Here is a 24,558-nt window from a genome sequence, read left to right on the forward strand (position 1 = left end):
CTCCGCTCTAACTTAAAGAGGCCAACCGGATTGGTTGGCCTGAAGAAACTTTGAGTGGTTACCTCACTGCAAAACGTAGGTGCCGGTAGTTCCGTTGTTGTAGTTGACGGTAACAGAAGCCATACCGGAGGTGTAGGAACAACCAGTTACAAATGCACCGGGGTCGCCAACTACATACTGGCCTGAACCAAAGTTAACGCCGTCCGTGCAAGTACCTGCGCTAATGGTGTTGTTTGGGTTCTCGGCTAGGAAGGCTTGCCCTGCCTTGTAGACGTTCTGGGCAAAGGTTTGGGCAGCACGGTCGTTAGCGACAGCACGAGCGCGGAGCAGGTTGGGGACCAGCACAGCGGCCAGGATGCCAATGATGGCAATCACAATCAACAGCTCGATGAGGGTGAAACCGGACTTCTTCATGGTTCTTCTCCTAAGGTTCCGCACCGGTTGAAATATGGGTATGGGTGCGGCATTTCGTAGTGCAACTAGATGGCTTTGGGCTTCGTGGGAGCGGGCCTATTCCCGAACTCCAAGAGTCAGTATAGCCCCTGGTTTTGTAGGGTGTGTGGAATTTGACCCAACCTGGCCCCCCTTAGCGTTACGTACGCGGCTACCCGCCCAGGCTTCGCTTTTGTTGTCCTGGACAGTAAAAAACCCCAATCCCCCGTCATTGCGAGGAGGCCGCGCCGACGAAGCAATCCAGGAGGGGGTCGCCAAACTACCTAACCGGAGCGGTGCACTGGATTGCTTCGCATCCTGCGGATGCTCGCAATGACTACGTTCCCCGCCGTCGTTGCGTGAAAGCCACGGGCCGACGCGGCAATCCACAAGGGGTTTGCAAAGTCAACTGGCCGATGGGCGCGCTGAAACGGCGGCGGTTCCTGTGGCTGCTACACTGAGGGTATGGGGGCAGCCAGACGGGTGCATTTGCTGAGTTTTGAGGAATACCTGGCCCTGGAAGAAAAGGCCCGGCGCAAGCACGAGCTGGTGGATGGGGTGCTCTATGCGATGGCGGGGGCTAGCAGCAACCACAATCTGCTGGTTACGAATGTTGCAGGCTTGTTGTGGAGCAGGGCTCGAGGTGGTGGGTGTAGGGTTTTTAGCAGCGACATGAAGCTACGGGTAGACGCTTTTACCAGCTACTACCCCGATGTAATGGTGGTGTGTGAGCCGGACAGGGCCGAATACTACAAGGAGCGGCCCTGCCTGCTGGTAGAGGTGCTCTCGAGTTCCACAGAAGCCACCGACCGGCGGGAAAAGCTCGCCAAGTACCGCCAGATTCCCAGCTTGCGGGCGTATGTGTTGATAGACTCCCTCTCGCGCCGGGTCGAAGCCTACTACCGCGAGGGCCAGCACTGGCTGTACCTGGACGTGGCGGGGGAGGGCAGTGTTCCCATTCCCTGCCCGGAGATGAGCCTGAACCTGGACGAGATTTACGAGGGTGTGGAGGTTCCCTACGAGCGCCCCACCGACGAGGCTTGACGAGACCGGCCTTGCCCCCTATACTTTCCCTTGCTGTTTGCGGGGCTGTGGCGCAGTTGGGAGCGCGTCTGAATGGCATTCAGAAGGTCAGGGGTTCGAATCCCCTCAGCTCCACCAGAAGAATGAAACCCGTGGATAAACGCCACGGGTTTTTGTTTGTTGAGGATGGCTAGACTCTGGGGAAGCGCTAGCGAACCCGGTGGGCCAGCAGGCGCAGCCCCACCAGCACCACGAACACCGTGCCGCCCTCGTGGGCCACCACGCCCATCGGGAGGGGCACCTTTCCGGCCAGGGCAAAGGCGCCCACAATGACAATTACCCCCAGGGCAAAGCTCAGGTTGAAATAAACGGTGCGGGCGGTGGCGCGGGCCAGCTTCTGGGCGCCTACCAGGCGGGTCAGGTCGTTTTTCATGAGCACCAGGTCGGCGCTCTCGAGGGAGACGTCGGAGCCGGCGGCCATCGAGACCCCCACGGCGGCGGCGTTCAGGGCCGGGGCATCGTTGAGGCCGTCGCCCACCATTACCACCGTGCCTTCCTGGCCTAGCTGCTGGATGCGCGTAAGTTTATCTTCTGGTAGCAGCTCGGCGTAAACCTCGGCAATGCCCACCTGGGCGGCGATATGGTCGGCCACCGCTTTGCGGTCGCCGGTGAGCATGACCACCCGTGCGCCTTGCTGTTGGAGCCGGGCCACGGCCTGAGCGGCCTCGGGGCGGGGGGTGTCGGCCACGCCCAGCAGGGCTATGGGGTGATGATTGGCGCCTAGAACGGCGGTGGTCAGGCCCCTGGACTCCATGGCCCGCATCCGGGCTTCGACATCGGGTGGTAGGGACACGCCCAGGCTTTCCAGCAAGCGCCGGTTGCCCACCCAGACCTGGGTACCATCGGCCAGGACGCCCAGCACCCCGTGGCCTCGGATCGCCCGAATTTCGCTTACCTCCGGGGTGGGGCCATCCCAGCCCTGGGCAATGGCCTGGGCAATGGGGTGTTCGCTGTAGCGCTCGATGCCGGCGGCCAGGGCCCTGGCTTCGGCTTCGGCGCCTTGCAGTACCGCTACCTCCACCAGCTTCATGCGACCCTCGGTGAGGGTGCCGGTCTTGTCGAATACAAAGATGTTGGCCCGGGCCAGCGATTCCAGTGCGGCCCCGCTCTTGAACAGGGCGCCGGCCCTCGCGCCTGCCGCCATGGCCGATAGCACCGCCGCAGGGGTGGCGATCACCACCGCACAGGGGCTGGCTACCACCAGAAAGGTCATGGCCCGGTACCAGGCCTGGGCGGCCTCGAGGCCCACCACAAAGTGCGCCACCACAAACACCACCGGGGCCGAAAGCAGCACCGCAATGGTATAGGGCCCCTCGAAGCGCTCGGCAAACCGCTCGGTTCGGCTCTTGCTGGCCTGGGCGCTTTCCACCAACTTGATGAGCTTGGCCAGGGTGCTTTCGCTCGCGGGGCGCTCCACCCGCACCCGCACCACCCCGTGTCCGTTGAGGGTACCGCTCTTGACGGGGTCGCCGGGCTTCTTGTCCACCGGCACGCTCTCGCCGGTGAGGGCGCTCTCATCTACATCGGTGTACCCCTCCAGCACGGTGCCGTCGGCGGCGAAGCGCTCGCCGGGGCGTACCACCAGCAGGTCGCCGGGGCGCAGGGCTTCCAGGGGCTTCCACTGCTCGCTGCCATCTGGCAGCAGCACACTGGCCCCTTCGGGGTGCAGGGTCATAAGGGCCTCGATGGCGCGTCGGGTGCGGTTCATGGCCCAGCTCTGCAGGGTGTTGGAGAGGCTGAACAAAAAGAGCAAAATGGCCCCATCGCCGGCCTGACCCACCGAGGCAGCCCCCAACGCGGCCACCACCATTAGCAGATCCACGTCCAGCTTGCGGCTCTGGAGCAGGCTACGCACCGCTTTGATGGCCGAGGGAACCCCCCCGGCCAGAAAAGCCAGCACCCAAAGGCTATTCTGGAGCCAGACCAGCCCGTAGGCCCCTGCCACAAAGCCCCCCACCACTCCCAGCAGGGTCAGGCCGGAGAGCAGAAAGCCCCGCTTGACTTCATGGTTCCAGAACAGTAGCCAGGGGTTTTGTGGAGGGGTGGTTGATACCGCGATAGTGCTCATCGTTTGTTCCTCTGATTTGAAACGTTGTTGAAAACAGTAATCATTATCAATAAGAGTATTCCATGCCGAGGAGTTGAATGCAACCCCAAACCCGAGTAGTTTAGTGCGGATTCTTCCCGTTCCGCACGTAAATTCTACCGCTTTACACTCAGGACATTCGGCATCCTGGCAAGCGTTGAGGGTATTAGATCGCTTTTTTGCAGATGTGTCCGCCCATCCTGGCGGCCACTGTTCTGTCCAGGACAAGGGATTCTTTGTCCTGGATCGTTCGGTATTTAGTAAGAGCGCTTTAGTGTTCTGGGAACAAAGTATTCGGGATGCCTCCAATGAACCTAACTTCTGCACTTGACTACTTGTCGTCATTCCAAGGCGCACACAGTGCAACGGGGAATCTCGTGCCGCACGGGTATTGTGAATGCTGTGGATTGAGGCGCATCGGATTCCTCACTTCGCTTCGCTCCGTTCGGAATGAAGCCAAAATTTGCTTATCAGACCACTAGATTGGACGCTTGACAACGGAGAGGGCCGAGAGCAAGTCTTCTTCGCCAAAAGGCTTGGGGATATGGGTGACTCGAGCGTTTCTGACCCAAAACCCCCTGGGGGGCTGCTCGGCAATCAGCCAGATGGGTAAGAAGCGCCCCCCTGGTAAAGCTCGAAGCTGGCGTACCTTGTCTGGCAGGTCGGCGCCCTCGAGCAGCACGCCGTGAAGCCGGTGGTGCTCCAGGATGCGTTTGGCGCTCTCCAGGTCGGGGGGCAGCATGACCCGGTAGCGGTGGCGCTCGAGGGTGACCAGCAGGAGCCGCCGGATCAGGTTGGAGTCACACAAGACCATCAGCAGGGGGTCGTGGGGGCGCACATCGGCTTCCATCAGAATCCCCCGGCTCTTGAGTTCGTAAAGCAGATGGTAGACCTGCTCCTCGGGCAGGTCGCATTCCAGCGCCACCGAGCGGGCCCGCTTGACCCCGTCTATGGCTTCCAGCACCGTCCAGGCATCGGGCGAGAGGGCGTGGCGGGTGGGGTCGCCGGCCAGTTGTAGCACGGTTTCGGGTTCTACCTTGCCCCGCATCCACTCGTCCAGGCGGCGCAGGGCCTCCATCAAAATGGTGCTGGTATCGGTGATGCCCGGCAGCAACACCTGCGAGGCGTCTATGGGCGGGGTCTCGGCCACCAGCTCGCCTTCCGGCTGGCTCAGAATGGTAGCCAGGGCCTCGAGGATTTGCGCGTGCAACACGTCGTTGAGCTCGTCCTCGGTGACCATTTTCTGTTGCAGGGCCAGAAAGCCCAGGGGGGTTCCGGGGTTCTCCTGTTGCTGGTATTTGACCAGCTCCTGAACCTGCTCGAGGGTCAGATAATCGAAGCGCACCAGGTATTCGCCCAGGTGGGGGCCGGGGTGGGTCTGGATATAGGCGATTTTGCCCTCGCGCATATGAATACGGCCCTTCAACTTGGGGCAGGTAATGCTAATGACCGCATTTTTGCGGCCTGCCTCGAGGGCCCTCAGCAGGTCTCCGAGTTCAATTTCGTCTAATCTGGCCCGAATCACGGCGAAGTATCCCTGGCGACTGCCTCTGGCAATCCCACCTCAGTATGGCACTTCCCGAGGGGACAGGGGGCAGGGCGCAGGGCTCAGGGAGAGCCACAGACGGGTTGTACGCAGTGCCAGATGTATTTTTTGAGTTTCAGCAGCGCAATTGCGGGACAGCCCTACCGACTCTGAACCCGGCTGACTGAACCCTGCCCCCCAATCGGGGCTCGGTTCCCTGTCCCAAGGCCCCTACTCCAGCAGGCGGCTTTGCTCGGGTAGGGGATAGCCGAAGTGGGCGTAGGCCCGTTCGGTGGCCTGGCGGCCTCGAGGGGTGCGTTTGAGCAGGCCAAGTTGAATGAGAAAAGGTTCGTGGACTTCCTCGAGGGTTTCGGGGTCTTCGGAGAGGGCGGTGGCGAGGGTCTCGAGGCCCACCGGCCCCCCGGCAAAGCGCTCGATAACGGTTTGCATGATGAGGCGGTCGCGGGTATCGAGCCCCAGGGCATCCATGCCCAGTGCGTCCAGGGCCTGCCGGGTGCGCTCGAGCCGCACCACAGCTTCGCCGGCTACCTCTACAAAATCGCGTACCCGCCTAAAAAGCCGTTTGGCAATGCGCATGGTGCCCCGGCTGCGATGGGCAATTTCCAGGGCGGCCTCGGGCTCAATGGTCAGGCCCAGAAGCCTGGCGTCGCGTTCGACCCCCTGGGCCAGCTCAGCCTCGGTGTAGAACTCGAGGTGCTCGATGATCCCAAAACGGCTGCGCAAGGGCCCGGAGATGAGCCCTGGGCGGGTGGTGGCCCCCACCAGGGTAAAGCGGGGCAGATCAAGCCGCAGGGTACGGGCGGCGGGGCCGGCGCCAATCACGATGTCAATTTTGAAGTCCTCCAGGGCCGGGTAGAGGTGCTCCTCGGCAGCTTTGGAGAGGCGGTGAATCTCGTCTATGAAGAGGATGTCGCCTTCTTCCAGGCTGTTGGTCAGGATGGCGGCCAGGTCGCCGGGTTTTTCGATGGCGGGGCCGCTGGTTACGCGGATGTTCACCCCCAGCTCGTAGGCCACCACATGGGCCAGGGTGGTCTTGCCCAGTCCGGGCGGCCCAAACAGGAGCAGGTGGTCGAGGGCCTCCCCCCGGTTCTTGGCGGCCTCGAGGTAGACCCGCAGTTTTTGCTTGAGTTTGGCCTGTCCCACGTAGTCGTCCAGGCTCTTGGGCCGCAGGGTCAGATCCGGTTCCACGCTCACCATCATACAAGTAGAGGGCGGTTGCATTATGTTTACTGCATAACCTTGAACAAGGTGGCGATGGGGGCTGCGATACCAACTTCAGATGTATACCAGGAAGGTTGGTTTTACTCTAAAAGCTCCCAGGCCACTTTGCACAGCGAGCCATCCTCTACAATGGCCAATGTGGTGCGTTTTTCTGCCAGCGGCGTTCGCCTGGATCAGGCCCTGGCCTTCGAGGCCAACACCTCCAGGGCCAAGGCCCAGGAGTGGATCGAGGCCGGGCTGGTTCGGGTAGGCGGCAAGGTGATTACCAAGCCCTCCTACAAGCTCCGGGGCGAGACGGTGGAGGTCGAGCCGCCCCCGCCTGTGGCGGCCACGGTCGCCGCCGAAGATATTCCGCTCGAGGTTTTGTACGAGGATCCGGATCTGATCGTAATCAACAAACCGGCGGGTATGATTACCCACCCGGCACCTGGGGTGTACTCAGGAACGCTGGTCAACGCCATCCTGGGGCGGTTCGGGCTGGATGTCACGCTGGGCGAGGGCGAGGAGGCCGACGAACTGCGCCTGTCGGCCCCCAGGCCCGAACTCGTGCGCCCCGGCATTGTGCACCGGCTCGACAAGGATACCAGTGGGGTGATTGTGGTGGCCCGCCACGAGGCAGCCCACCGCCGTCTGTCCGAAGCCTTTGCGGGGCGCAGCGTTTACAAGCGCTACCTGGCGCTTACGATGGGGATTCCGCGGGAAGGCACGCTATCTGCGCCCATAGGCCGTCATCCGGTAGACCGCACCCGGATGCACGTGGGCGGGGTGGCGGCCCGGCACGCCCAGACCGACTTCGAGGTGCTTGCTTCGGTGGCACAACACGCCCTGGTCTCGGCCATTCTCCACACCGGGCGTACCCACCAGATTCGCGTCCACCTCAAGCACCTCCACGCTCCCATTCTGGGCGATGACGTGTATGGAAAGCCCTCCAACCTGATAGCGCGTCAGGCGCTGCACGCCTACGAGCTACGCCTGCAGCACCCGCGCACCGGCAAATATCTGCACTTTGTAGCCCCCGTCCCTGCCGATATGGTACGGGCCTGGAGGCTGTTGGGTGGGGCCTGGCCGGAAGATGTACAAACCGAAGCGGAAAAGGCTCCCGTGGTAGGGCCACCCCGATGACACCAACTTTTCGTGGACAGACATCTTTGAGAGGCGCTCCTATACCCTCTCATCCGGCGATACTCGAGGTGCGGTCATTGGCGTTGCTGGCATGAATCGTCATAAGCGTTGGTGGGGTGTCGCTACCTTCTCCCGCCCAGGGGAGAAGGCAAGAGGTTCACATGGGTTTGGTAATAATGCCCCCAGACTTAGCCCCAGTAGGGCTCTCTGACCATCGGCTATGAACCATGGACTATAGACCATAGGCTATCTGCTTGGCTTGAATTGTGAGCTTTGCTTGGGAATACTGTGGAGCAAACTCCCGGAGGTAAGGCATGAATGTCGTTTTTCTCTCTCCCCATTTTCCCCCAAACTTCTGGCCTTTTTGTGTGCGTCTGCGCGAGGCCGGACATACCGTGCTGGGCCTGGCCGATGCTGAATACGACCAGCTCCGCCCCGAGCTGAGGAACGCCCTGACCGAGTATTACAAAGTTTCCGACCTGCACAACTACGACGAGCTGGTGCGGGCGCTGGGCTACTTCACCCACAAATACGGCAAGCTCGAGCGCCTCGACTCCATGAGTGAATACTGGCTCGAGACCGAGGCCATGCTGCGTGAAGACTTCAACATTTTTGGCCTCCGCCCTGCCGACATGGATCGGGTCAAGCGCAAGTCGGTGATGAAACAGTACTTCCAGCAAGCCGGGTTGCGGGTCGCGCGGGGCAGGGTCTGCCGCACGGCGGTAGAAGCCCAGGACTTTGTGGAGGAGGTGGGCTACCCGGTGGTGGCCAAGCCCGATATTGGGGTCGGTGCGGCCAAAACCTACAAAATTACCAACGATGCCGAGTTGATGGACTACATCGCCACCAAGCCCCCGGTGGACTACATCATGGAGGAGTTTATTCCGGGCCGGATTATCACCTACGATGGCCTGACCGATATCAAAGGCAATGTGGTGTTTGACAGTTCGCTCGAGTACTCCAAAGGCGTGATGGATGTGGTCAACGAGGACACCGACATCTACTACTACATGGTGCGGGAAATCCCCGAAGACCTGCGCGAGGCAGGCCGCAAGGTGGTTAAAGCCTTCAACGTGGTGGAGCGCTTCTTCCACTTCGAGTTCTTCCGCTTAGACGACGGCTCTTTGGTGGCCCTGGAGGTGAACATGCGCCCGCCGGGGGGCCTCTCGATTGACATGTTCAACTACGCCAACGACATAGACATCTTCCGCGAGTGGGTGAATGTGCTCACCTATGGTAGCGTGAGCCAGCAGGCCAAACACCCCTATTTCTGCACCTATGTAGGCCGCAAAGACCACATCCACTACAAGCGTTCGCACGAGCAGGTGATGGCCGAGTTTGGCCCCCTGGTAGCCCACCACGAACGCATCAGCGGCATTTTTGCAGGGGCCATTGGCAACTATGGCTATATTCTGCGCCACCCCGACCTGTCTACCCTGCTGCAGGCGGCCCAGGCCATTCAGGAAAGAGCATAGGAGGGTAGAGGGGTGTTTCGCAGGCTTTCACTGCCCCGTGGAGCTGGAGGTGACCTGTTCTTGCATAGCCTGCCTGGCCGTTATGAACCGCTGACCAAGTTTCTCGAGGCTGCTAAAAAATACAGGATTGATTTGCTGGTCAACCTTGTTTCCATTACTGAGGCCAGGGAGAAATCCCCTGAATATGCGAAAGCCCTGGAAAGCCAGTCGCTTCAGGTGCAGGTGTGCAGTTTTCCTATCGAAGACTATGGTGTGCCACCAGACAAGGAGGCGTATGCGGAGTTTGTAGGCCAGGTTGCGGCCAAAGTGCGCTCTGGCAGCACAGTGCTAATTCACTGCGGGGCTGGTATAGGTCGCACCGGTACTTTCGCGGTCTGTCTGCTTTTGGCGTTAGGCGAAGAGCGAACCAAAGCGATGGAGAGGGTCGAAAGGGCGGGCTCTAAACCAGAAACCTCTGACCAGAAAGACCTGGTGCAATGGTGCGAGGAGTGGCTCAAAGCCGTTTAGTTTTTATTCTGATTGGAACTCGAGGTTGAAGATGTACACCGAATATCACAAGTGGTACAGCCCCGCCCTGGGGCAGGACATGGAGCTAAAGCTCTACGGCCACTACGGCCAGCCGGTTATTGTTTTCCCGGCCCAGAACGGACGCTGGTACGACTGGGAAGGCCACGCCGGGATGGCCCAGGCCCTTGCGCCCATGATCGAGGCGGGGCGGGTCAAGTTTTTTTGTGTGGACGGCATAGACTGGCAAAGCTGGACCAACAAGAGCATCCCCCCCTGGGAACGGGCCCGCCGCCACAACGACTACGATGCCTACATCATGCAGGAGGTAGTACCCTTCGTGCAGAAGAACACCGGCCTTCCGACCATGTGGGTCACGGGGTGCAGCATGGGGGCGTTTCATTCGGCCAACTTCTTCTTCAAATACCCCGAGGTGTTCGATGGCCTGATTGCTTTATCGGGGCTGTATCAGGTGGGGGGCTTTGTGGGAGATGAAGGGGGTATGGATGCCTACTTCAACTCGCCCCTGTGGTACTTGCGCAACCTGACCGACGAGGACAAGCTCAACGCCTACCGGCGCAACAAGATTGTGTTTGCGGTGGGGCAGGGGCGCTGGGAGGAGGAGTGCATTCGCGACACGCGTGAGATGCAAGCCCTGCTACACGAAAAGGGCGTGTACGCCACCTTCGACTACTGGGGCCACGACGTGGATCACGACTGGCCCTGGTGGCAGAAGATGCTGCCGTATGAGCTCGAGCGTCTGGGCGTTTGATATGAAGTTACGGATAACGGCTCCGTCAATGGCACAAGGATTGTCGAATCCAACAACCAGTACACCTGACATTGCGCGGAGGCTTAAGCCGACGAGGAATCTGGTGCGGTGCAGGGCTGGTGATTGTTGGGGATGGTAGTGCATCCGATTCCTCACTGCGCTCGGGATGACACTTTTGACTGGGTTTTTGTGCCTATCGCGCCATCGTTCTGAATATCTGGAAACCTCGTCTTTGCTGGAGGGTTTCTTGCGAGGAGGCTATCGGCCTGCGAAGTAATCCAGAAGGGTGTCGCCAATACTGTGGGCTCGAGGGGTAATCTGAATTGCTTGCCCTATGGCTTCGTTTCAGGGTCGCAATGGAAAATACGATGATCTGAATGGCTTTCTTATACCAACTCTGCGCGTGAGCGGCGCTAAACGCGCCCCTCACTTGCCGCGCCAGGGGGCGCGTCCGAGGGTCTCTTATATCGTTTTGGGTCACTTCTGAGCAGATTTGGTATTACGATTCGGTGTGGCTCGTTGGCGTGGTTTTTTCCACCGACTCGAGCTTGTGGTTTTTCTGGTAGTGCCCGGCCAGTTCGTCGATGTAGGTGTCCTGGCAGGGCTTGACCCCCGAGAGGTAGGCCGCCCGGCCCAGGGCATGGGCGGCTACCGGCGCGGTCAGGATGATGAAAGCCAGGGCCGACAGGGCCCGGGCCGCTACCGAGAGCTCCTGGTAGAACACCGCTACTGCCACCAGAATCAGCCCTACTCCCAACGTGCCCGCTTTGGAGGTGGCGTGCATGCGGTTGTAGAGGTCGGGCATCCGTACCACCCCGATGGCCGCGATGAAGAGGAAAAAAATGCCCACGGAAACCAGCGCGTATACCAGCAGATCTACCATGCTCAGTCTCCCTTGTGGCCCCGGTACTCGATGTAGCGGGCCAGGCCCAGCGTGGCCAGAAAAGCAAACAGGGCCAGCGCGATGGCCACATCCAGGAAGGCGGTCTGGCCGCTGACCAGGGCATAGAGTGCGGCCATGGCCACCGCCACCGAGGTAATCAGGTCGAGGCCCACCACCCGGTCGGGCAGGGTGGGGCCCTTGACCAGCCGGTACAGGGCGAAGGGCAGGGTCAGGGTCAGGGCCAGCAGGGCCCCTTCCAGAAAACTCATTGGGTCACCTCCAGCACGGCTTTTTCCAGGCTATCGTGGGTGGACTGGATGACCGCCTGGGGGTCGTCCACGAACATCCCGTGCACGTAGAGCACCTTGCGGTCGGTGGAGACGTCCAGGCTCAGGGTGCCGGGTGTGAGGGTAATCAGGTTGGCCAGCAGGGTGATTTCCAGGTCGCTCTTGACGGTGAGAGGGTAGGCGATGAAGCCGGGCTTGATGGGCATGCGGGGCGATAGCACCGCCTGGGCTACCCGCAGGCTCGAGAGCACAATCTCCCAGAGCATCAGGGCCACAAAGCGGGGGAGCTTCCAGGCCAGGGTGAAGTAGCGCCTCGAGGGGGCATCGAAGAGGGGGCGGGCCAGCAGCAGAATCAGGAAGCAGATGGCAAAGCCCACCAGGAAGTTGGAGAGGGTGAAGCTCTCCGTCACCAGCATCCAGAACACCGTCAGCACCACGTTGTACACGAAGGCCCTCACCGGCTCACCCCCAGTACGGCTTCAATATAGCGGTTGGGCTCGAGGAGTTCCTGAGCCGCTGCCTGCGAGAGACCCAGGAGCGGTTCGGCCCAAAGCCCAATGCCCAGGGTGAGCAGGGCCAAAAGCGCTACCGGCAGCACCAGCCCCGGCGGGGTTGCCGAGGGGCTTAGCGGCTTGGGAGGGTTTTTCCAGAAGGCCTCAGCAAAGACCAGGCCCATTGAGAGCAGGGTCAGGAGGCCCACCAGCAGGGCCACCGTCACGATGGCGTACTGCCCGGCCTGCAAGCCTGCTGCTACCAGGGTGAACTTGGCCCAGAAGCCCGAGAAGGGCGGCAGCCCGGCCAGCGAGAAGGCCGGCAGCAAGAAGAGCACCGCCAGCCAGGGGTGGCTCCGGTAGAGCCCGCCCATCCGCACCAGCACCGTGGTGCCCTGCAAGCGCTGCAAAAGCCCCGCCAGCAGGAACAACGCCGCGATCACAATCATGTGATTCAGGGCATAAAACACCGAGCCCGCCAGGGCCAGCGGGCTCAGGATGCCCAGGCCCATCAGCATGTAGCCGATGTGGCTCACCAGCTGGAACGAGAGCAGCCGCTTGAGCTCCCCCTGGGCCAGAGCCAGCAACACCCCCAGAAGCAGGGTTAGCCCGGCCACCCAGAGCAGCACCGTATGGGTGAAGGCGGTGTCCTGGGTAAAGAGCAGGGTGAAGACCCGGATGAGCGCGTACACCCCCACCTTGGTCAGCAGACCCGCAAACAGGGCCGAGATCATCACCGGCGGGGCCGGATAGGAGGCGGGGAGCCAGAAGAAGAAGGGAAACACCGCCGCTTTCAGGCCAAAAGCCCCCAGGAAGAGCATGGCCAGGGCCGAGAGCAAGCCCGGCGCAACCGAGCCCACCCGCGTGGCCAGGTCGGCCATGTTCAAGGCTCCGGTGGCGCCGTAGAGGAGCCCCACCGCTACCAGGAACAGAATCGAGGAGAGCAGCGAGACCGCAAAGTACTTGACCCCCCCCGTGAGCTGGGCCTTGCTGCCGCCCAGAATCATCAGCACAAACGAGGAGAGCAGCAGCACCTCGAACCAGACGTAGAGGTTGAACAGGTCGCCGGTGAGGAAGGCCCCGTTTACCCCAAAGAGCAGCAAGTGGCTGAGGGCGTAGTAGCCCAGTTGTTCGCGGGGTTGGTCGCCCTCGGCCAGGGCATATAGGGCCACTACCAACGCCACCACGCCGGTAATCAGCACCATCAGGGCCGAGAGATGGTCGGCCACAAAGGTGATGCCAAAGGGGGCGGGCCAGTTGCCCACCTGCACCGCCTGGATGCCGCGCTGGTGAACCTGGACGAGCAGGGCCAGGGCGGCGGCCAGCAGGCCCAGCGCCCCCAGCAGGCCCAACAGCCGCTGGGCGGGGCGGCTGGCGACCACCAGGCACAGGATACCGGTAGAAAGCGGGATTAGCAGGGGAAGTACCAGAAGCCAGCTCATGTGCGCTCCTCTCGAACCTCGTCTACCGGCGAGGGGGCGGGGGCGGCCTCGAGGGTCTCCGGCATGGCCTCGGCGTTCAGGGTGTGCAGCACCGCCTGGGCCCGGAAAAAGAGCACGATGCCAAAGGCCGCCAGGGCAAAGCCAATCACGATAGCCGTCAGGATCAGGGCCTGGGGCAGGGGGTTGGCGATGGGCTCCAGCACCGTGCCGCTGGGCTGTACCAGCGGCGGGAACGAACTACCCAGCCTGCCTGCGGTAAAGATGAGCAGGTTGGCGGCGTTGCCCAGCACCAGAAAGCCAATCAGAAACTGGATCAGGTGGGGCCTGAGCATCAGGTAGACCCCCACCGCCGTGAGGCCGCCTACTAAAAAGGCCATCAGGATTTCCATCAGGGGGCCTCCTCGGGGGTGCGGTCGGCGGTCTCCTCGAGGCCAAAAATGGCCGACAGGAGCGCCCCAAACACGGTCAGGTAGACCCCGATGTCGAAGATGACCGGGGTGCCAATCTTCACGCCGAACAGGCTGAACCAGACGCCGGTCATGAGCGGTTTGTCCACAAAGAAGGCCACCAGCGCGCTCACCAGGGCCACCAGCAACCCCCACCCCACCAGCCGCAGGGGGGGCAGCGGCAGCAGCTTGCGGGCGGCGCTGAGCCCGTGGGCCAGGGCAAAGAGCGCATAGGCCCCCACCGCCACCAGCGCCCCGATAAAGCCTCCGCCCGGTTCGTTGTGGCCGCGCAGCAGCAAGAAGACCGAAAGCAAGAGCAGCAGGGTGAAGAGGAACCTCGAGGTGGTTTTCAGGATGAGGGTGTTCATGGCTTTCCCTCCCGGCGCAGGCGCTTCAAGAGGGCATAGACCCCCAGACCGGCCAGCCCCACCACGGTAATCTCGCCGAAGGTGTCCAGCCCCCGGAAGTCCACCAGGATCACGTTCACGATGTTGCGCCCGAAGCCCTCGGGCAGGCTTTTCTCGGCAAAAAAGTTGCTCAGGTGCAGCTCCATCGGCTCTGTGAGCATCCCCAGCATCAGCAGGGTCACGATACCTCCAAACACGAGTGCCACCGCCTTGTCCAGCCAGCGGCCCCTGGGCACCTCGCCGATGCTGCGGATTTGCAGCAACACCAGGGCAATCAGGATGGCGGTCAGGGTCTCGACCAGGAACTGGGTAATCGAAAGGTCGGGGGCGTTTTGCAGCAAGAACAAGAGGGCCACCCCGGCCCCCACAATGCCCACCACCACCACCATGCCCAGGTGCGAACGCAGCCGCAATACCAGGAGCGCCCCCAGCAGCATCAGGGCCATCAGCACCGCCTTGGCCGGGTTAACCGCAGCGGTCTGGCTGGGCCAGGGCAGCGTGCCGCTTTGCACCACGGCCAGCCCCACCAGCCCCGAGAGGCCCCCAAACACCCAGACCAGGTAGGCCCGCAGCGAGCCGCTTTGCAGGAGCCGTTCGGCTCGAGCCGCCAGCCCCATCAGCCCGCGCAGCAGCGCCACATAGGCGTTCTCGGGGCCGGGCACGGGGTCTTGGGCCATCCAGGCCTGGAGGCGCGGGTAAAGGAAATACAGTCCCACCCCCAGCGCCACCGTCAGTAGGCTCAGGAGCAGGGCCAGGTTGAACCCCGGCCAGAGCTTCAGGTGGTAGGTGGTGGCGGTGCCCTTGACCGCCGTGGCTACGGCATCGGCCAGGGGGTTGTAGAGCCCTGGGAACAACCCCACCAGCAGGCCCAGCCCCGCCAGCACCAGCGGCCCCAGCCAGAGGCTCGGAGGCCCCTCGTGAACCTCGGCGGGGGGCTTTCCGCGGAAAAAGGGTACGGTCAGAATCAGGGCCAGCATGGCCCCCACCGCAAAGCCCAGCACCGCCAGACCCACCATCCAGATGGGGGCCGCCTGCAACGAGGCCATATACAGCACCTCTTTGCCGATAAAGCCCAGCACCGGCGGCAGCCCCGCCAGCGACAGCGCGGCCAGCACCACCGCCACCCCCGTGATGGGCATCACCCGAAAGAGGCCCGAAAGCTGGTTGATATCGCGGGTTCCGGCTTCGTGATCCACCGCCCCTGCCGCCATGAAAAGCCCTCCCTTGTAGAGCGAGTGGGCCAGCAGGAAGGTGGCAAAGCCTACCGCCCCGTAGTAGCTGGTGAGGGGTACCATCCCGATGGCAAAGACCAGGGCCCCCAGCGCGGCTACCGTGGAGTAGGCCAGAAGCCGCTTGAGGTCGGTGTGGCGGAAGGTGAGGGTGGCCCCGGTGAGCAGGGTGGCCAGCCCAAAGGCCATCAGGGTGCTGCTCCAGACCTCGGTGCCGCCCAGGGCAGGCTGAAGCCGGGCCAGCAGGTACACGCCGGCCTTGACCATGGTGGCCGAGTGCAGGTAGGCCGAGACCGGTGTAGGCGCTTCCATGGCGTTGGGGAGCCAGAAATGGAAGGGGAACTGGGCCGACTTGGTAAAAGCCCCCACCAGCACCAGTACCAGCGCACCCAGGTACCATGGATGTTCCCGCAGCACCTCGCCCTTGGTGAGCAGCTCGGAAATCTCCCACGAACCGCCCATGCCCGCCAGCAGAATGAGCCCGGCCAGCAGGGCCAGCCCTCCGCCTGCCGTGACAAACAGGGCCTGGGTGGCGGCGCGGCGCGAGCGGAACTCGGTGTGGTTGAACCCGATCAGCAGATAGGAGGTGAGGCTGGTGAGTTCCCACATCACAAACAGCGTCACGATGTTGTCGGCCAGCACCAGCCCCAGCATGGAGGCCATGAAGAGCAGAAGGATCAGGTAAAACTTGCCTAAGTCGGGATGACCCTTCAGGTAGCCGCCGGTGTAAATCACGATTAAGGTGCCGATGCCCGTGATGAGCAGGGCAAACAAGAGCGAAAGCCCGTCCAGGTAAAAGGAAAAGTTGACCGAAAGGGTGGGCACCCAGGCCGCGCTGTGCCGCACCGTGTGGCCCGCCACTACCGTAGGCAGCAGGCTGGCGAAGTACAGCGTAAGGCCCAGGGGCAAGAGGGCCAACCCCCAGCCCGCCAGGCTGCCCAGCCAGCGGTGCGCAAGGGGTGCCAGCAGGGCACCCAAAAAAGCCGATATTACCGCAACTGTCATACTCGAGCTCCAGAGCGATCGTAACGCCGCATAGTCTACCCTGACACAACAAAGAGCGGAGACCGTTGACCGTCTCCACCCTTGCAGCTGCCGGAGGCTGCGCTCCTGCTGCCTGAGCAGCAAACTTTACATTAGTGTATTACACGCACAAATCGGGCGGCAAACCTTTCCCTTCCCGACAATTGATGCTCAAATACTACAAGCTACACCACCGGCTCCCGCCCCAGCATTTTGTGTACCGCCCGGCCCAGGCGCTTGATGCCTTCATCGATCTGCTCGTGGGTGGCGCTCGAGTACGAAAGTCGCAAGGTATTCTGGCCGCTGCCGTCGGCGTAGAAGGGCTGGCCCGGCACGAAGGCCATCTTCTCTTCCACCGCCTGCTTGAGTAGCTCGAGGCTATCGAGGCCCTGGGGGGCTGTGAGCCAGAAGAACATGCCCCCCTGCGGCACAATCCAGCCGATGTCCTCGGGCATGTACTTTTGCAGGGCCTCGAGCATCCAGGTGCGTCGGGTCTGGTAGGTCTGGCGAATCTTGCTAATCTGGGCCTGGAACCACGCCCCGTCTTGTACCAGCTCGTAGACCAGCATCTGGTTCAGGGTGGGAGAGTGCAAGTCAGCCCCTTGTTTGGCATACACAATCTTCTGGATGACCGGCTTGGGCCCCACCACCCAGGCTACCCGCAGCCCTGGGGCCAGGGTCTTGGAGGTGGTGGAGAGGTAAATCACATTGCCACCCCCCAGCTCCTGGTCGAGGGCGTAGAGGGTGGGAAGGGGTTGGCCGCTAAAGTAGAGTTCGGCGTAGGCGTCGTCTTCCAGGATGGGGGTCTGGTACTTTCGGGCCAGCGCCACAATGGCCTTGCGCCGCTCCAAGCCCATCAGGCGGCCCGAGGGGTTCTGGAAGGTGGGCAGCACATACATGAACTTGAAGCGGTGGGCCTCGAGGGCGGCCTCGAGCTCCTCCAGCCGCAGCCCCTCCTCGTCCATGCCGACCGAGATGTACAGGGGCTCGTAGGGGTTGAAGGCGCTCAGCGCCCCCAGGTAGGTGGGGGCTTCGACCAGGATTTTCGAACCAGGGTCAATGAAAACCTTCCCGATCAGGTCGAGCCCTTGCTGCGAGCCAGAGACAATCTGTACGTTTTCGGCGCTGGCGCCGGGCATCCGGCCTGCAATCCACTCCCTGAGGGGCAGGTAGCCCTCGGTGGTGCTGTACTGAAGGGCCTTGTCTGCGTGCTCGGCCAGCACCTTCTGGGTGGCCTCCCCGATGCGCTGGATGGGGAACAGGTCGGCGGCAGGCAGCCCCCCGGCAAAGCTGATGAAACCCGGCTGGGTGGTGAGCTTCAGGATTTCACGGATGGTCGAGGCCTGGATGCGCTGGGTTCGGGCCGCAAAGCGGCTTTGATAATAACTTTCGAGGTTGTCCACCCTTTCAGTCTACTCTGCAAATATGACGCTTTGTATAGTTTCTGCCGCAAATGCGTTGAATAGGTGATACCAGCTTCACCTGGAAAGTATCTTTGAAGAGGCACGCGCACCCCCCTCATCCGGCAACACCCCAGGCGCAGCTAATGACGTTTCTGTCAACACTTTCCGATACTGCTGGCGGGGTGTCGCCACCTTCTCCCGCAAGGGGAGAAGGCAAGGGGTTCAGGTGGATTGGGTATGAGGGCGTAAGGTTGCATCGCTTCAGCCAACGAAGCCGCTTTAGGTCGAGGGTCGAGCGTTGAGGGCGGGAAAACTTCTTCGGGGTGTATCTTGAAAGCCTTTGAGCCCTCAGCTTCTGGCCTGAACCACGCTTTTAGCGATGAAACTCCGGCTCGAAGAGGCGGGCGTACTCGTCGAGGGCAAAGCGGTCGGTCATGCCGGCGATGTAGTCGCAGGCCGCACGGTAGATGCCCTCGGTCTCGCTGGCTTGCTGAACCTGGGGGGGCAGGACGGCGGGGTCGTGGGTGTAGGCCTCGAAGAGCTTTTCCAGCACAAAACGCGACTTGCCCACCTGCCGCACCACGTAATAGTGGCGGTAAAAGTTGGCGTAGAGGAACTCTCGCAGTTGGTTGAGCTGCTGGGTTAGGCCCTCCGAATAAACCGCCAGGGGGGCCGGATGGTGGCGGACGGCCTCGAGGCTTTCAATCCGGTGCTGCTGCAAAAGTGCATGGGTGGCGTGGATGGTGTCGGTGATGATGAGCCCGAGTAGCTCGCGGATGAAGACCCGGCGGCCCATCTCGTCGAAGCGGCCTTGGTGCAGGCCCAGCTCGCCCAAAAGGTCGCGCAGCAGCTCCACCTCCCAAAGCTGTCCGGGCTGCAAAAGCCCTGCGCGCAGGCCGTCGTCGAGGTCGTGGGCGTTGTAGGCGATCTCGTCGGCCAGGTTCACAATCTGGGCCTCGAGGCTGGGGCGCAGATGGGGTTCGTAGCCCTCGGCGTTGGGCAGGTCGTAGCGGGTCTCGTGCTTGATGATGCCCTCGCGGGTCTCCCAGCACAGGTTGAGGCCCCGAAAGCCCGGATAGCGCTGCTCGAGGTAGGTCACGATGCGCATGGACTGCTGGTTGTGGTCGAAGCCACCGTGCCCCTGCATCAGCCCGTCCAGCACGGCCTCGCCCGAGTGGCCGAAGGGCGGGTGGCCGAGGTCGTGGGCAAAGGCGATGGTCTCGGCGAGTTCCTGGTTCAACCCCAGCGCCCGTGCGATAGAGCGGGCCACCTGGGCCACCTCCAGGGTGTGGGTCAGGCGGGTGCGGTAATAGTCGCCCTCGAAGTTCACGAACACCTGGGTCTTGTACTGAAGCCGCCGGAAAGCGGTGGTATGGTTGACCCGGTCGCGGTCTTTCTGAAAGGGGGTGCGGTAGCGCGACTCGGGCTCGGGGTGTTCGCGGCCCCGGCTCTCGCCAGACTTGACCGCATAGGGAGCCAGGTTCTGGGCCTCGAGGGCCTCGAGGCGGGTGCGTTCAAACAACATGCGCTCAGTCTACGCTTGGCCCAAGGGTTGCGACAAACCTGTGGCATTTTGTGGAATACTGCCATACGGAGGTGATGGGCATGCGCCTTTACTGGCTTCTTTTGGGATGGGCGGTAGCATTGTCGGCCTGCGCTCCGGGGGCGCTGCGTCCGAGCAGTTTCAACCTGACTGTGGACAACAGCCGTTGCCAGGGCACCTACCGCACCGTTTTCATCTACCGCAACAACGTGATTATGGGTCAGGTACAGGGGGAGCCTCGCACCTTCCTCTCGGTGCCCGCTGGCAGCGCCGACTACAAGGCCACACCGGTGCTGGGCAACAGTCCCTCGCTTTTCAAGACCATTCGCCTGGAAAAAGATGAGGTCTGGCGGCTTTGCGAGTAGTTCGCCCGGTGAGCCCTCATGTATTTTGTTCTGGCTCGAGGTATCAAGGTCTCAGCGATGCGCGTTCTACTCTGGAGCCTTGCTTCTTTGCTGGCCTTTTCGGCCTGTGCGCCCGCAACGGCGGAGGTGCGGCGCTTCGACCTGATCATTCAAAACCAGTGCACCGGCCCCAACCAGAGCGTATTTTTCTACGTCAACGGCGAGTTTGTGGGGGTGGTGCGGGGCTCGAGGCTTTTCCCCAGCCTGCGCGAAGGCCGTTATGAGCTACGCGCCGAGGGCACCCAGCCCGGCCAGCCAGGGCACCTGCGCTTCACCCGCTCGCTAACGTTGGATAAAGACACCGTCTGGACGTTGTGCCCATAAATAGGTGTAGTTCAGTCGCTCCCCTGTAATCCGGCAATAAGCTTGTCCAGGTCGGTCTGGGTGGTGTAGTGGGCAATGGAGGCCCGAATGGCCCCGTCGGGCCACAGCCCCAGGGCCTGCATGGGCATGGTGGCGTAGTAGTGCCCCGCCGCGACCCCTACCCCTACCTGGGCCAGCTGCTCTGCAACCCTGAAGGGGGGCTGGCCCTCCAGGTTGAAGCAAAATGTTCCTACCCGGCCCTTGGGGGAGGGCATGCCGTAGAGCTTCAGGCCCGGAATCTGTTGCAGGCGCTCCAGGGCTTGCTCGACCAGGGGCTGCTCGAGGGCCTCGATGCGCCGGTAGGCCGCCTGCAAGCCCTCGCGCCCGGGCTGGCCTCCGCCCAGCTCGTCCCGCAGGTAGGCCAGGGTGCCCAGCCAGCCGGCCAGCCCTTCGTGGTTGTTGGTGCCGGGCTCGAACTTGAGCAGACTGTCCTCGGGGATGAACCACAGCTTGTCGGTGGGTAGCCGGGCCATCAGTTCCTCGCGCACATAAAGGAAAGCCAGGTGCGGCCCAAACACTTTGTAGGCCGAGAAAAAGGCCATATCCACCCCGCTGGCCTGTACGTCGGGCAGGTGGTGGGGGCTAAAGTGCACCAGGTCGGTAATGCACCAGGCCCCTACCGAATGGGCAATCTCGGCGGCGGCGGCCACGTCCGGGGTGGTGCCCAGCGAGTTGGCCGCCGAGGTGACGGCCACCAGCCGCGTTCTGGGCGAGATCACGGCTCGCAGGTCGGCGGGCTCCAGCCTGCCGCCCTCGTCCCAGCGGGCTTTCCAGACCCGTACCTGTACGCCCTTTTCTTGCAGGTTGCGCCAGGGCGAGGCGTTAGCCTCGTGCTCGAGCTCGGAAATCACCACCTCGTCACCCTCACCAAAGAGCCGGGAGAAGGCCCTCGAGAGGATGAAGGTAAGGGCCGTGGCGCTTGGCCCAATTGCTACCTCGCCCGGCTTGCAGTTGAAAAAGGCGGCAGTCTGTTGGCGGGTCTGCTCGCGCACCAGGGTAGCGGCCTGGGAACCGGGGTAGGGCATGCCCACGTTGCAGCTCGAGGTCGAAAGAAACCGGCTGATGCCTTCGATGCACTGTCGGGGCACCTGTGCCCCTGCAGCATTGTCGAGAAAGCTAAAGCCGCTGGCCAGGGCAGGGAAGTGCACTTGAATGGACATGCCCCGATTCTAAAGCGATTTCCGGCTGTGCGCTTTGCGTTTTGAAATGCAAAGACAGGGGGCAGCAAATCGCTTTGCGATAACTGCGCCCAGTTGAGCTACGCGAAGCCCTCAAACCCGCTTGAACAACAGCGTGGCGTTCATGCCCCCAAAGGCAAAGGAGTTCGAGAGCGCGTACTCCACTGGCTTTTCCTTTGGGACGTTTGGCACATAATCCAGATCGAGCTCGGGGTCGGGGTCGTCCAGGTTGATGGTGGGGGGTAGAATCCCGCTCACCAGCGCCTGAACGCTGGCGATGGCCTCGATGGCCCCTGCCGCCCCCAGCAGGTGCCCAATCATGCTCTTGGTGGACGAGACCGAGAGCTTGTAGGCGTGCTCGCCAAAGACCTTCTTGATGGCCAGGGTCTCGGCCTTGTCGCCCACAGGGGTGGAGGTGCCATGAGCGTTGATGTAGCCCACCTGTTCGGGGCTAATCCTGGCGTCCTTCAGGGCCGCCCGCATGGCCAGGGCTGCGCCGGCGCCCTCGGGGTGCGGTTCGGTGATGTGGTGGGCGTCGGCGCTGCGGCCAAATCCCACCAGCTCGGCATAAATTTTAGCGCCCCGGGCCTTGGCCCGCTCATACTCTTCCAGCACCAGAACCGCCGCCCCCTCGCTTAGCACAAAACCATCGCGGCTTTGGGTGAAGGGGCGGCTGGCTTTTTCAGGCTCGTCGTTGCGGGTCGAGAGCGCCCGCATGACCCCAAAGCTGCCGATGGCCATCTCGGTCACCACCGCTTCGGTGCCGCCGGTGAGCATCACATCGGCCTCGCCCAGTTGAATGACCCGGAAGGCGTTGCCAATGGCATCCGAACCGGTAGCGCAGGCGGTGACTACCGTGGAAGAGGGCCCCATGAAGCCGTACTTCATGGCCAGTTGGCCCGAGGCCATGTTGGCGATCATCATGGGGATGAAGAAAGGGGAGAGGCGGGTGCCGCCCTTCTCGAAGAGCACCTTGCTCTGCTCCTGCCAGGTAATCATGCCCCCGATGCCCGTGCCGATCAGGGTGCCGATACGGGTGCGGTCTTCTTTTTCGAGTTCTAGCCCCGAGTCCTGCAAGGCCAGATGCCCCGCAATCAGGGCCAGTTGGGTGAAGCGGTCAAGGCGACGAAGCTCCCGCTTTTCTATGTACTCTTCGGGGTTAATGTCTACCTCACCCGCAATCTGGACGGGGTAGCTCGAGGCATCGAACTGGGTGATCCGCCGGATGCCCGACTTTCCGGCAAGCTGGGCTTTGTGGAAGGCTTCGGCTCCTATGCCGTTGGGGGCTACAGGGCCAAGGCCCGTGACAACAACGCGACGCATGAGGGTCATTATAGAGCACGGCAGGGTTTGGTCTGAGTCTAAGCGCTAGAATAGGTTGTCTGGAACGAGCGCGGTGCGGGGGGCGGCCTGGGTAAGCAGGGCTCCCTTGCACCTCTCGTATACTAAGGAACGGTGATTTATGGCCGGTCATAGCAAATGGGCACAAATTAAGCGAAAAAAAGCTGCCAACGACCTCAAAAAAGGCAAAATCGTCAGCAAGTACCTCCGCCTCATTGCGGCTGCCGCACGGGCGGGGGGGAGTGCTGACCCCGCGGCCAACGTTAACTTGCGCAATCTGATCGAAGCAGCCAGAGATGCCGATGTTCCCAATGACAATATCGAACGGCTGCTGAAACGCCTGTCGGGCGGGGACGATGAGGGCAGCCAGTATGAGGAAGTGGTTTACGAGGGGTATGCACCGGGAGGGGTGGCAGTTATCGTAAACGCGCTCTCGGACAACCGTAATCGCACCGCCTCGGAAGTGCGCCACATTTTCACCAAGCATGGGGGGAGCCTGGGGGCTACGGGGTCGGTTTCGTGGCAGTTTGACCGTCGGGGTTATATCTGGATTGAACCCAACACTGAAGCCGCCCAGGAAGCGGCCATCGAGGCGGGTGCGCTGGACTTGCAAGAAAGCGACCAGGGCCTGGAAATCTACACCGACCCTCAGGAGGTCTATGCGGTTGCAAATGCCCTCAAGGCCAAAGGCTTCAAGCCGGAGGACACCGAGATCACTATGGTGCCCCAAAACACCATTAACTTGAGCCAGGAAGAGGCTGAAAAGGTGCTGCGCATGGTAGAAGCGCTGGAAGAACTTGACGACGTGCAAAATGTGTACACCAACCTGAATCTCGAGAATGTATCCATTGGCGCTTAGACCTGCCGAAATCTGCAATAGTGTTGTACGCCCACAGCTTCTAGCGAGTAAGCAAGCTAGGCTGGTAGCGTTGGGGGTAGATCCGCAGGTTGGAGCGTGGGCATGAGAGGTCTGGTAGAACGCTTGAAAGAGGATGTACAGGCAGTGCTCGAGCGAGACCCTGCTGCCCGGGGTGCGCTCGAGGCTATTCTATTCAGCCCCGGCATGCATGCTTTGTGGATGCACCGGCTCAACCACTGGCTCTGGCAGGCCAATTTGAAATTTGTAGCTCGTATCCTGGCCCACTTTACCCGCATGCTCACGGGGGTCGAGATCCACCCCGGCGCTCGGATTGGCCGCCGGGTGGTTATTGACCACGGCATGGGCATTGTGATCGGTGAGACCGCCGAGGTGGGCGACGATGTGATGATGTACCACGGCGTGACGCTGGGGGGTACGGGTTTTACCAGAGAAAAGCGCCACCCCACCATAGGGAATGGGGTGTTGCTGGGGGCTCATGCGGTAGTGCTTGGGCCCATTGTGGTTGGGGATGGGGCCAAGGTGGGGGCTGGGGCCGTGGTTACCAAGCCGGTGCCGCCGGGTGCTACCGCGATTGGCAACCCGGCTCAGATTATCGTTCGAGAGGCCAAGCTCGAGCCCGTCGAAGCTTAAGTAATCACTGGTGCTAGTTGAAAAGTAGCGGGAGAAAGGAATAGGGTCTGGTGTATGCGGCCAGACCCGAGATGCATTCTATCGCTGGAAGACGTTGCTTTGGTGATGTACGTTGGGGTAGACGATGCCCTGCGTTCGAAGGCTGAACAGCATGAACATCAACAAGCCAAGCTCAGCCTTAGTGAGTTGGTCACCATCGGGCTGATGTTCAGCCTCAAAGGCGGCTCATTCCGCCGGTTCTACCTGTGGCTGGTCGCCAACCTGGGTGACTGCTTCCCCCATCTACCTGAACGCACCCGTTTGCAGCGACGACTACTCCAGTACCAAGCTTTGGTCGTACATTTTCTGGCCGAACCCAGCTTGTTCT

24 protein-coding genes, 1 tRNA gene and 1 pseudogene are annotated in these 24,558 nt (G+C 61.8%); 11 read left to right on the plus strand and 15 right to left on the minus strand.

Annotated features, from left to right (window positions below; genetic code table 11):
* Nucleotides 1-63 precede the first annotated feature (63 nt).
* Entirely contained in the window at nt 64-414 is a 351-nt protein-coding gene (locus J3L12_RS10450; protein WP_208015000.1) for a type II secretion system protein, read from the minus strand.
* Between the two features lie 483 nt (nt 415-897).
* Here J3L12_RS10450 and J3L12_RS10455 point away from each other — a divergent pair, with 483 nt between their 5' ends.
* Together J3L12_RS10455 and J3L12_RS10460 are read left to right on the plus strand one after the other, a co-directional pair.
* Complete coding sequence (locus tag J3L12_RS10455) at nt 898-1,476, plus strand: Uma2 family endonuclease (protein WP_208015001.1); 579 nt, start codon at nt 898-900, stop codon at nt 1,474-1,476.
* 41 nt (nt 1,477-1,517) lie between these two features.
* Nucleotides 1,518-1,593, plus strand: a tRNA-Ala gene (locus tag J3L12_RS10460).
* 70 nt (nt 1,594-1,663) lie between these two features.
* Here J3L12_RS10460 and J3L12_RS10465 read toward each other — a convergent pair.
* The 3 genes from J3L12_RS10465 to ruvB all read right to left on the minus strand — a co-directional run bounded on the left by J3L12_RS10465 (nt 1,664) and on the right by ruvB (nt 6,347).
* Nucleotides 1,664-3,583 carry a cation-translocating P-type ATPase gene (locus J3L12_RS10465; RefSeq protein ID WP_243455146.1) on the minus strand — a complete coding sequence of 640 codons (1,920 nt, stop codon included), beginning with the start codon at nt 3,581-3,583 and terminating at the stop codon, nt 1,664-1,666.
* 496 nt (nt 3,584-4,079) lie between these two features.
* Nucleotides 4,080-5,126, minus strand: coding sequence for a DUF4388 domain-containing protein (locus tag J3L12_RS10470; RefSeq protein ID WP_208015002.1), 1,047 nt, complete (start codon nt 5,124-5,126; stop codon nt 4,080-4,082).
* Between the two features lie 231 nt (nt 5,127-5,357).
* Entirely contained in the window at nt 5,358-6,347 is a 990-nt protein-coding gene (gene ruvB / locus J3L12_RS10475; protein ID WP_208015003.1) for a Holliday junction branch migration DNA helicase RuvB, read from the minus strand.
* A gap of 159 nt (nt 6,348-6,506) precedes the next feature.
* Between ruvB and J3L12_RS10480 the strand changes: the two genes are divergently transcribed.
* The 4 genes from J3L12_RS10480 to J3L12_RS10495 all read left to right on the plus strand — a co-directional run bounded on the left by J3L12_RS10480 (nt 6,507) and on the right by J3L12_RS10495 (nt 10,241).
* Nucleotides 6,507-7,490 carry an RluA family pseudouridine synthase gene (locus tag J3L12_RS10480; protein WP_208015004.1) on the plus strand — a complete coding sequence of 328 codons (984 nt, stop codon included), beginning with the start codon at nt 6,507-6,509 and terminating at the stop codon, nt 7,488-7,490.
* A 314-nt stretch (nt 7,491-7,804) separates the two neighbouring features.
* A complete protein-coding gene (locus J3L12_RS10485; RefSeq protein ID WP_208015005.1) occupies nt 7,805-8,965 on the plus strand; it encodes an ATP-grasp domain-containing protein in 1,161 nt (386 codons plus the stop codon).
* Between the two features lie 12 nt (nt 8,966-8,977).
* Entirely contained in the window at nt 8,978-9,472 is a 495-nt protein-coding gene (locus tag J3L12_RS10490) for a protein-tyrosine phosphatase family protein (RefSeq protein ID WP_208015006.1), read from the plus strand.
* A gap of 31 nt (nt 9,473-9,503) precedes the next feature.
* Nucleotides 9,504-10,241, plus strand: coding sequence for an alpha/beta hydrolase-fold protein (locus tag J3L12_RS10495; protein WP_208015007.1), 738 nt, complete (start codon nt 9,504-9,506; stop codon nt 10,239-10,241).
* Nucleotides 10,242-10,740: 499 nt separating this feature from the next.
* Here the strand turns inward: J3L12_RS10495 and mnhG are convergent, their stop codons facing one another.
* From mnhG to J3L12_RS10540, 9 genes are all read right to left on the minus strand, one after another.
* On the minus strand, nt 10,741-11,124 hold the full coding sequence (gene mnhG, locus J3L12_RS10500) for a monovalent cation/H(+) antiporter subunit G (protein WP_208015008.1): 384 nt from the start codon (nt 11,122-11,124) through the stop codon (nt 10,741-10,743).
* Between the two features lie 2 nt (nt 11,125-11,126).
* Nucleotides 11,127-11,393 carry a cation:proton antiporter gene (locus J3L12_RS10505; RefSeq protein ID WP_208015009.1) on the minus strand — a complete coding sequence of 89 codons (267 nt, stop codon included), beginning with the start codon at nt 11,391-11,393 and terminating at the stop codon, nt 11,127-11,129.
* Nucleotides 11,390-11,869 (minus strand): Na+/H+ antiporter subunit E, encoded by a 480-nt coding sequence (locus tag J3L12_RS10510; RefSeq protein WP_208015010.1) that lies wholly within the window; start codon nt 11,867-11,869, stop codon nt 11,390-11,392. The genes J3L12_RS10505 and J3L12_RS10510 overlap by 4 nt, the downstream gene beginning before the upstream one ends.
* Complete coding sequence (locus J3L12_RS10515; protein ID WP_208015011.1) at nt 11,866-13,344, minus strand: Na+/H+ antiporter subunit D; 1,479 nt, start codon at nt 13,342-13,344, stop codon at nt 11,866-11,868. Before J3L12_RS10515 ends, J3L12_RS10510 begins: the two co-directional genes overlap by 4 nt.
* The gene (locus J3L12_RS10520) at nt 13,341-13,733 is read right to left on the minus strand and encodes an NADH-quinone oxidoreductase subunit K (protein WP_208015012.1); all 393 of its coding nucleotides are present in this window, start codon (nt 13,731-13,733) and stop codon (nt 13,341-13,343) included. The genes J3L12_RS10515 and J3L12_RS10520 overlap by 4 nt, the downstream gene beginning before the upstream one ends.
* Entirely contained in the window at nt 13,733-14,158 is a 426-nt protein-coding gene (locus J3L12_RS10525; protein WP_208015013.1) for a Na+/H+ antiporter subunit B, read from the minus strand. The genes J3L12_RS10520 and J3L12_RS10525 overlap by 1 nt, the downstream gene beginning before the upstream one ends.
* The gene (gene mbhE, locus J3L12_RS16965; protein WP_208015014.1) at nt 14,155-16,431 is read right to left on the minus strand and encodes a hydrogen gas-evolving membrane-bound hydrogenase subunit E; all 2,277 of its coding nucleotides are present in this window, start codon (nt 16,429-16,431) and stop codon (nt 14,155-14,157) included. Before mbhE ends, J3L12_RS10525 begins: the two co-directional genes overlap by 4 nt.
* 203 nt (nt 16,432-16,634) lie before the next feature.
* The gene (locus J3L12_RS10535) at nt 16,635-17,852 is read right to left on the minus strand and encodes a PLP-dependent aminotransferase family protein (RefSeq protein ID WP_208015015.1); all 1,218 of its coding nucleotides are present in this window, start codon (nt 17,850-17,852) and stop codon (nt 16,635-16,637) included.
* A 373-nt stretch (nt 17,853-18,225) separates the two neighbouring features.
* On the minus strand, nt 18,226-19,377 hold the full coding sequence (locus tag J3L12_RS10540; protein ID WP_208015016.1) for a deoxyguanosinetriphosphate triphosphohydrolase: 1,152 nt from the start codon (nt 19,375-19,377) through the stop codon (nt 18,226-18,228).
* 80 nt (nt 19,378-19,457) lie between these two features.
* On the opposite strand from J3L12_RS10540, the gene J3L12_RS10545 reads away from it, so the two are divergent.
* Nucleotides 19,458-19,760, plus strand: coding sequence for a hypothetical protein (locus tag J3L12_RS10545; RefSeq protein ID WP_208015017.1), 303 nt, complete (start codon nt 19,458-19,460; stop codon nt 19,758-19,760).
* Nucleotides 19,761-19,817: 57 nt separating this feature from the next.
* Nucleotides 19,818-20,123, plus strand: coding sequence for a hypothetical protein (locus tag J3L12_RS10550; RefSeq protein WP_243455148.1), 306 nt, complete (start codon nt 19,818-19,820; stop codon nt 20,121-20,123).
* An 11-nt stretch (nt 20,124-20,134) separates the two neighbouring features.
* On the opposite strand, the gene J3L12_RS10555 is transcribed toward J3L12_RS10550, so the two are convergent.
* The gene (locus J3L12_RS10555) at nt 20,135-21,322 is read right to left on the minus strand and encodes a cysteine desulfurase-like protein (RefSeq protein WP_208015019.1); all 1,188 of its coding nucleotides are present in this window, start codon (nt 21,320-21,322) and stop codon (nt 20,135-20,137) included.
* 111 nt (nt 21,323-21,433) lie between these two features.
* Nucleotides 21,434-22,663, minus strand: coding sequence for a beta-ketoacyl-ACP synthase II (gene fabF / locus J3L12_RS10560; RefSeq protein ID WP_208015020.1), 1,230 nt, complete (start codon nt 22,661-22,663; stop codon nt 21,434-21,436).
* Between the two features lie 139 nt (nt 22,664-22,802).
* On the opposite strand from fabF, the gene J3L12_RS10565 reads away from it, so the two are divergent.
* From J3L12_RS10565 to J3L12_RS10575, 3 genes and pseudogenes are all read left to right on the plus strand, one after another.
* Complete coding sequence (locus J3L12_RS10565; RefSeq protein WP_208015021.1) at nt 22,803-23,540, plus strand: YebC/PmpR family DNA-binding transcriptional regulator; 738 nt, start codon at nt 22,803-22,805, stop codon at nt 23,538-23,540.
* Nucleotides 23,541-23,642: 102 nt separating this feature from the next.
* Nucleotides 23,643-24,191, plus strand: a complete 549-nt coding sequence (gene cysE, locus J3L12_RS10570) for a serine O-acetyltransferase (RefSeq protein WP_208015022.1) — start codon at nt 23,643-23,645, stop codon at nt 24,189-24,191.
* A 54-nt stretch (nt 24,192-24,245) separates the two neighbouring features.
* Nucleotides 24,246-24,558 (plus strand): annotated as a pseudogene (locus tag J3L12_RS10575) (hypothetical protein); the annotation flags it as partial.

Source organism: Meiothermus sp. CFH 77666 (assembly GCF_017497985.1).
In the GTDB taxonomy this organism is placed as follows: domain Bacteria; phylum Deinococcota; class Deinococci; order Deinococcales; family Thermaceae; genus Meiothermus.

Excerpts from the sequence above, each read along its gene's own strand:
- J3L12_RS10545 (WP_208015017.1), top strand. The coding sequence starts at position 19,458 with ATGCGCCTTTACTGGCTTCTTTTGGGATGGGCGGTAGCATTGTCGGCC.
- J3L12_RS10485 (WP_208015005.1), top strand. The coding sequence starts at position 7,805 with ATGAATGTCGTTTTTCTCTCTCCCCATTTTCCCCCAAACTTCTGGCCT.
- J3L12_RS10525 (WP_208015013.1), bottom strand. The coding sequence starts at position 14,158 with ATGAACACCCTCATCCTGAAAACCACCTCGAGGTTCCTCTTCACCCTG.
- J3L12_RS10555 (WP_208015019.1), bottom strand. The coding sequence starts at position 21,322 with ATGTCCATTCAAGTGCACTTCCCTGCCCTGGCCAGCGGCTTTAGCTTT.
- J3L12_RS10540 (WP_208015016.1), bottom strand. The coding sequence starts at position 19,377 with ATGTTGTTTGAACGCACCCGCCTCGAGGCCCTCGAGGCCCAGAACCTG.
- cysE (WP_208015022.1), top strand. The coding sequence starts at position 23,643 with ATGAGAGGTCTGGTAGAACGCTTGAAAGAGGATGTACAGGCAGTGCTC.
- J3L12_RS10465 (WP_243455146.1), bottom strand. The coding sequence starts at position 3,583 with ATGAGCACTATCGCGGTATCAACCACCCCTCCACAAAACCCCTGGCTA.
- fabF (WP_208015020.1), bottom strand. The coding sequence starts at position 22,663 with ATGCGTCGCGTTGTTGTCACGGGCCTTGGCCCTGTAGCCCCCAACGGC.
- ruvB (WP_208015003.1), bottom strand. The coding sequence starts at position 6,347 with ATGATGGTGAGCGTGGAACCGGATCTGACCCTGCGGCCCAAGAGCCTG.
- J3L12_RS10550 (WP_243455148.1), top strand. The coding sequence starts at position 19,818 with ATGCGCGTTCTACTCTGGAGCCTTGCTTCTTTGCTGGCCTTTTCGGCC.
- J3L12_RS10505 (WP_208015009.1), bottom strand. The coding sequence starts at position 11,393 with ATGAGTTTTCTGGAAGGGGCCCTGCTGGCCCTGACCCTGACCCTGCCC.
- J3L12_RS10515 (WP_208015011.1), bottom strand. The coding sequence starts at position 13,344 with ATGAGCTGGCTTCTGGTACTTCCCCTGCTAATCCCGCTTTCTACCGGT.
- J3L12_RS10520 (WP_208015012.1), bottom strand. The coding sequence starts at position 13,733 with ATGGAAATCCTGATGGCCTTTTTAGTAGGCGGCCTCACGGCGGTGGGG.
- J3L12_RS10565 (WP_208015021.1), top strand. The coding sequence starts at position 22,803 with ATGGCCGGTCATAGCAAATGGGCACAAATTAAGCGAAAAAAAGCTGCC.
- mbhE (WP_208015014.1), bottom strand. The coding sequence starts at position 16,431 with ATGACAGTTGCGGTAATATCGGCTTTTTTGGGTGCCCTGCTGGCACCC.
- mnhG (WP_208015008.1), bottom strand. The coding sequence starts at position 11,124 with ATGGTAGATCTGCTGGTATACGCGCTGGTTTCCGTGGGCATTTTTTTC.
- J3L12_RS10450 (WP_208015000.1), bottom strand. The coding sequence starts at position 414 with ATGAAGAAGTCCGGTTTCACCCTCATCGAGCTGTTGATTGTGATTGCC.
- J3L12_RS10495 (WP_208015007.1), top strand. The coding sequence starts at position 9,504 with ATGTACACCGAATATCACAAGTGGTACAGCCCCGCCCTGGGGCAGGAC.
- J3L12_RS10455 (WP_208015001.1), top strand. The coding sequence starts at position 898 with ATGGGGGCAGCCAGACGGGTGCATTTGCTGAGTTTTGAGGAATACCTG.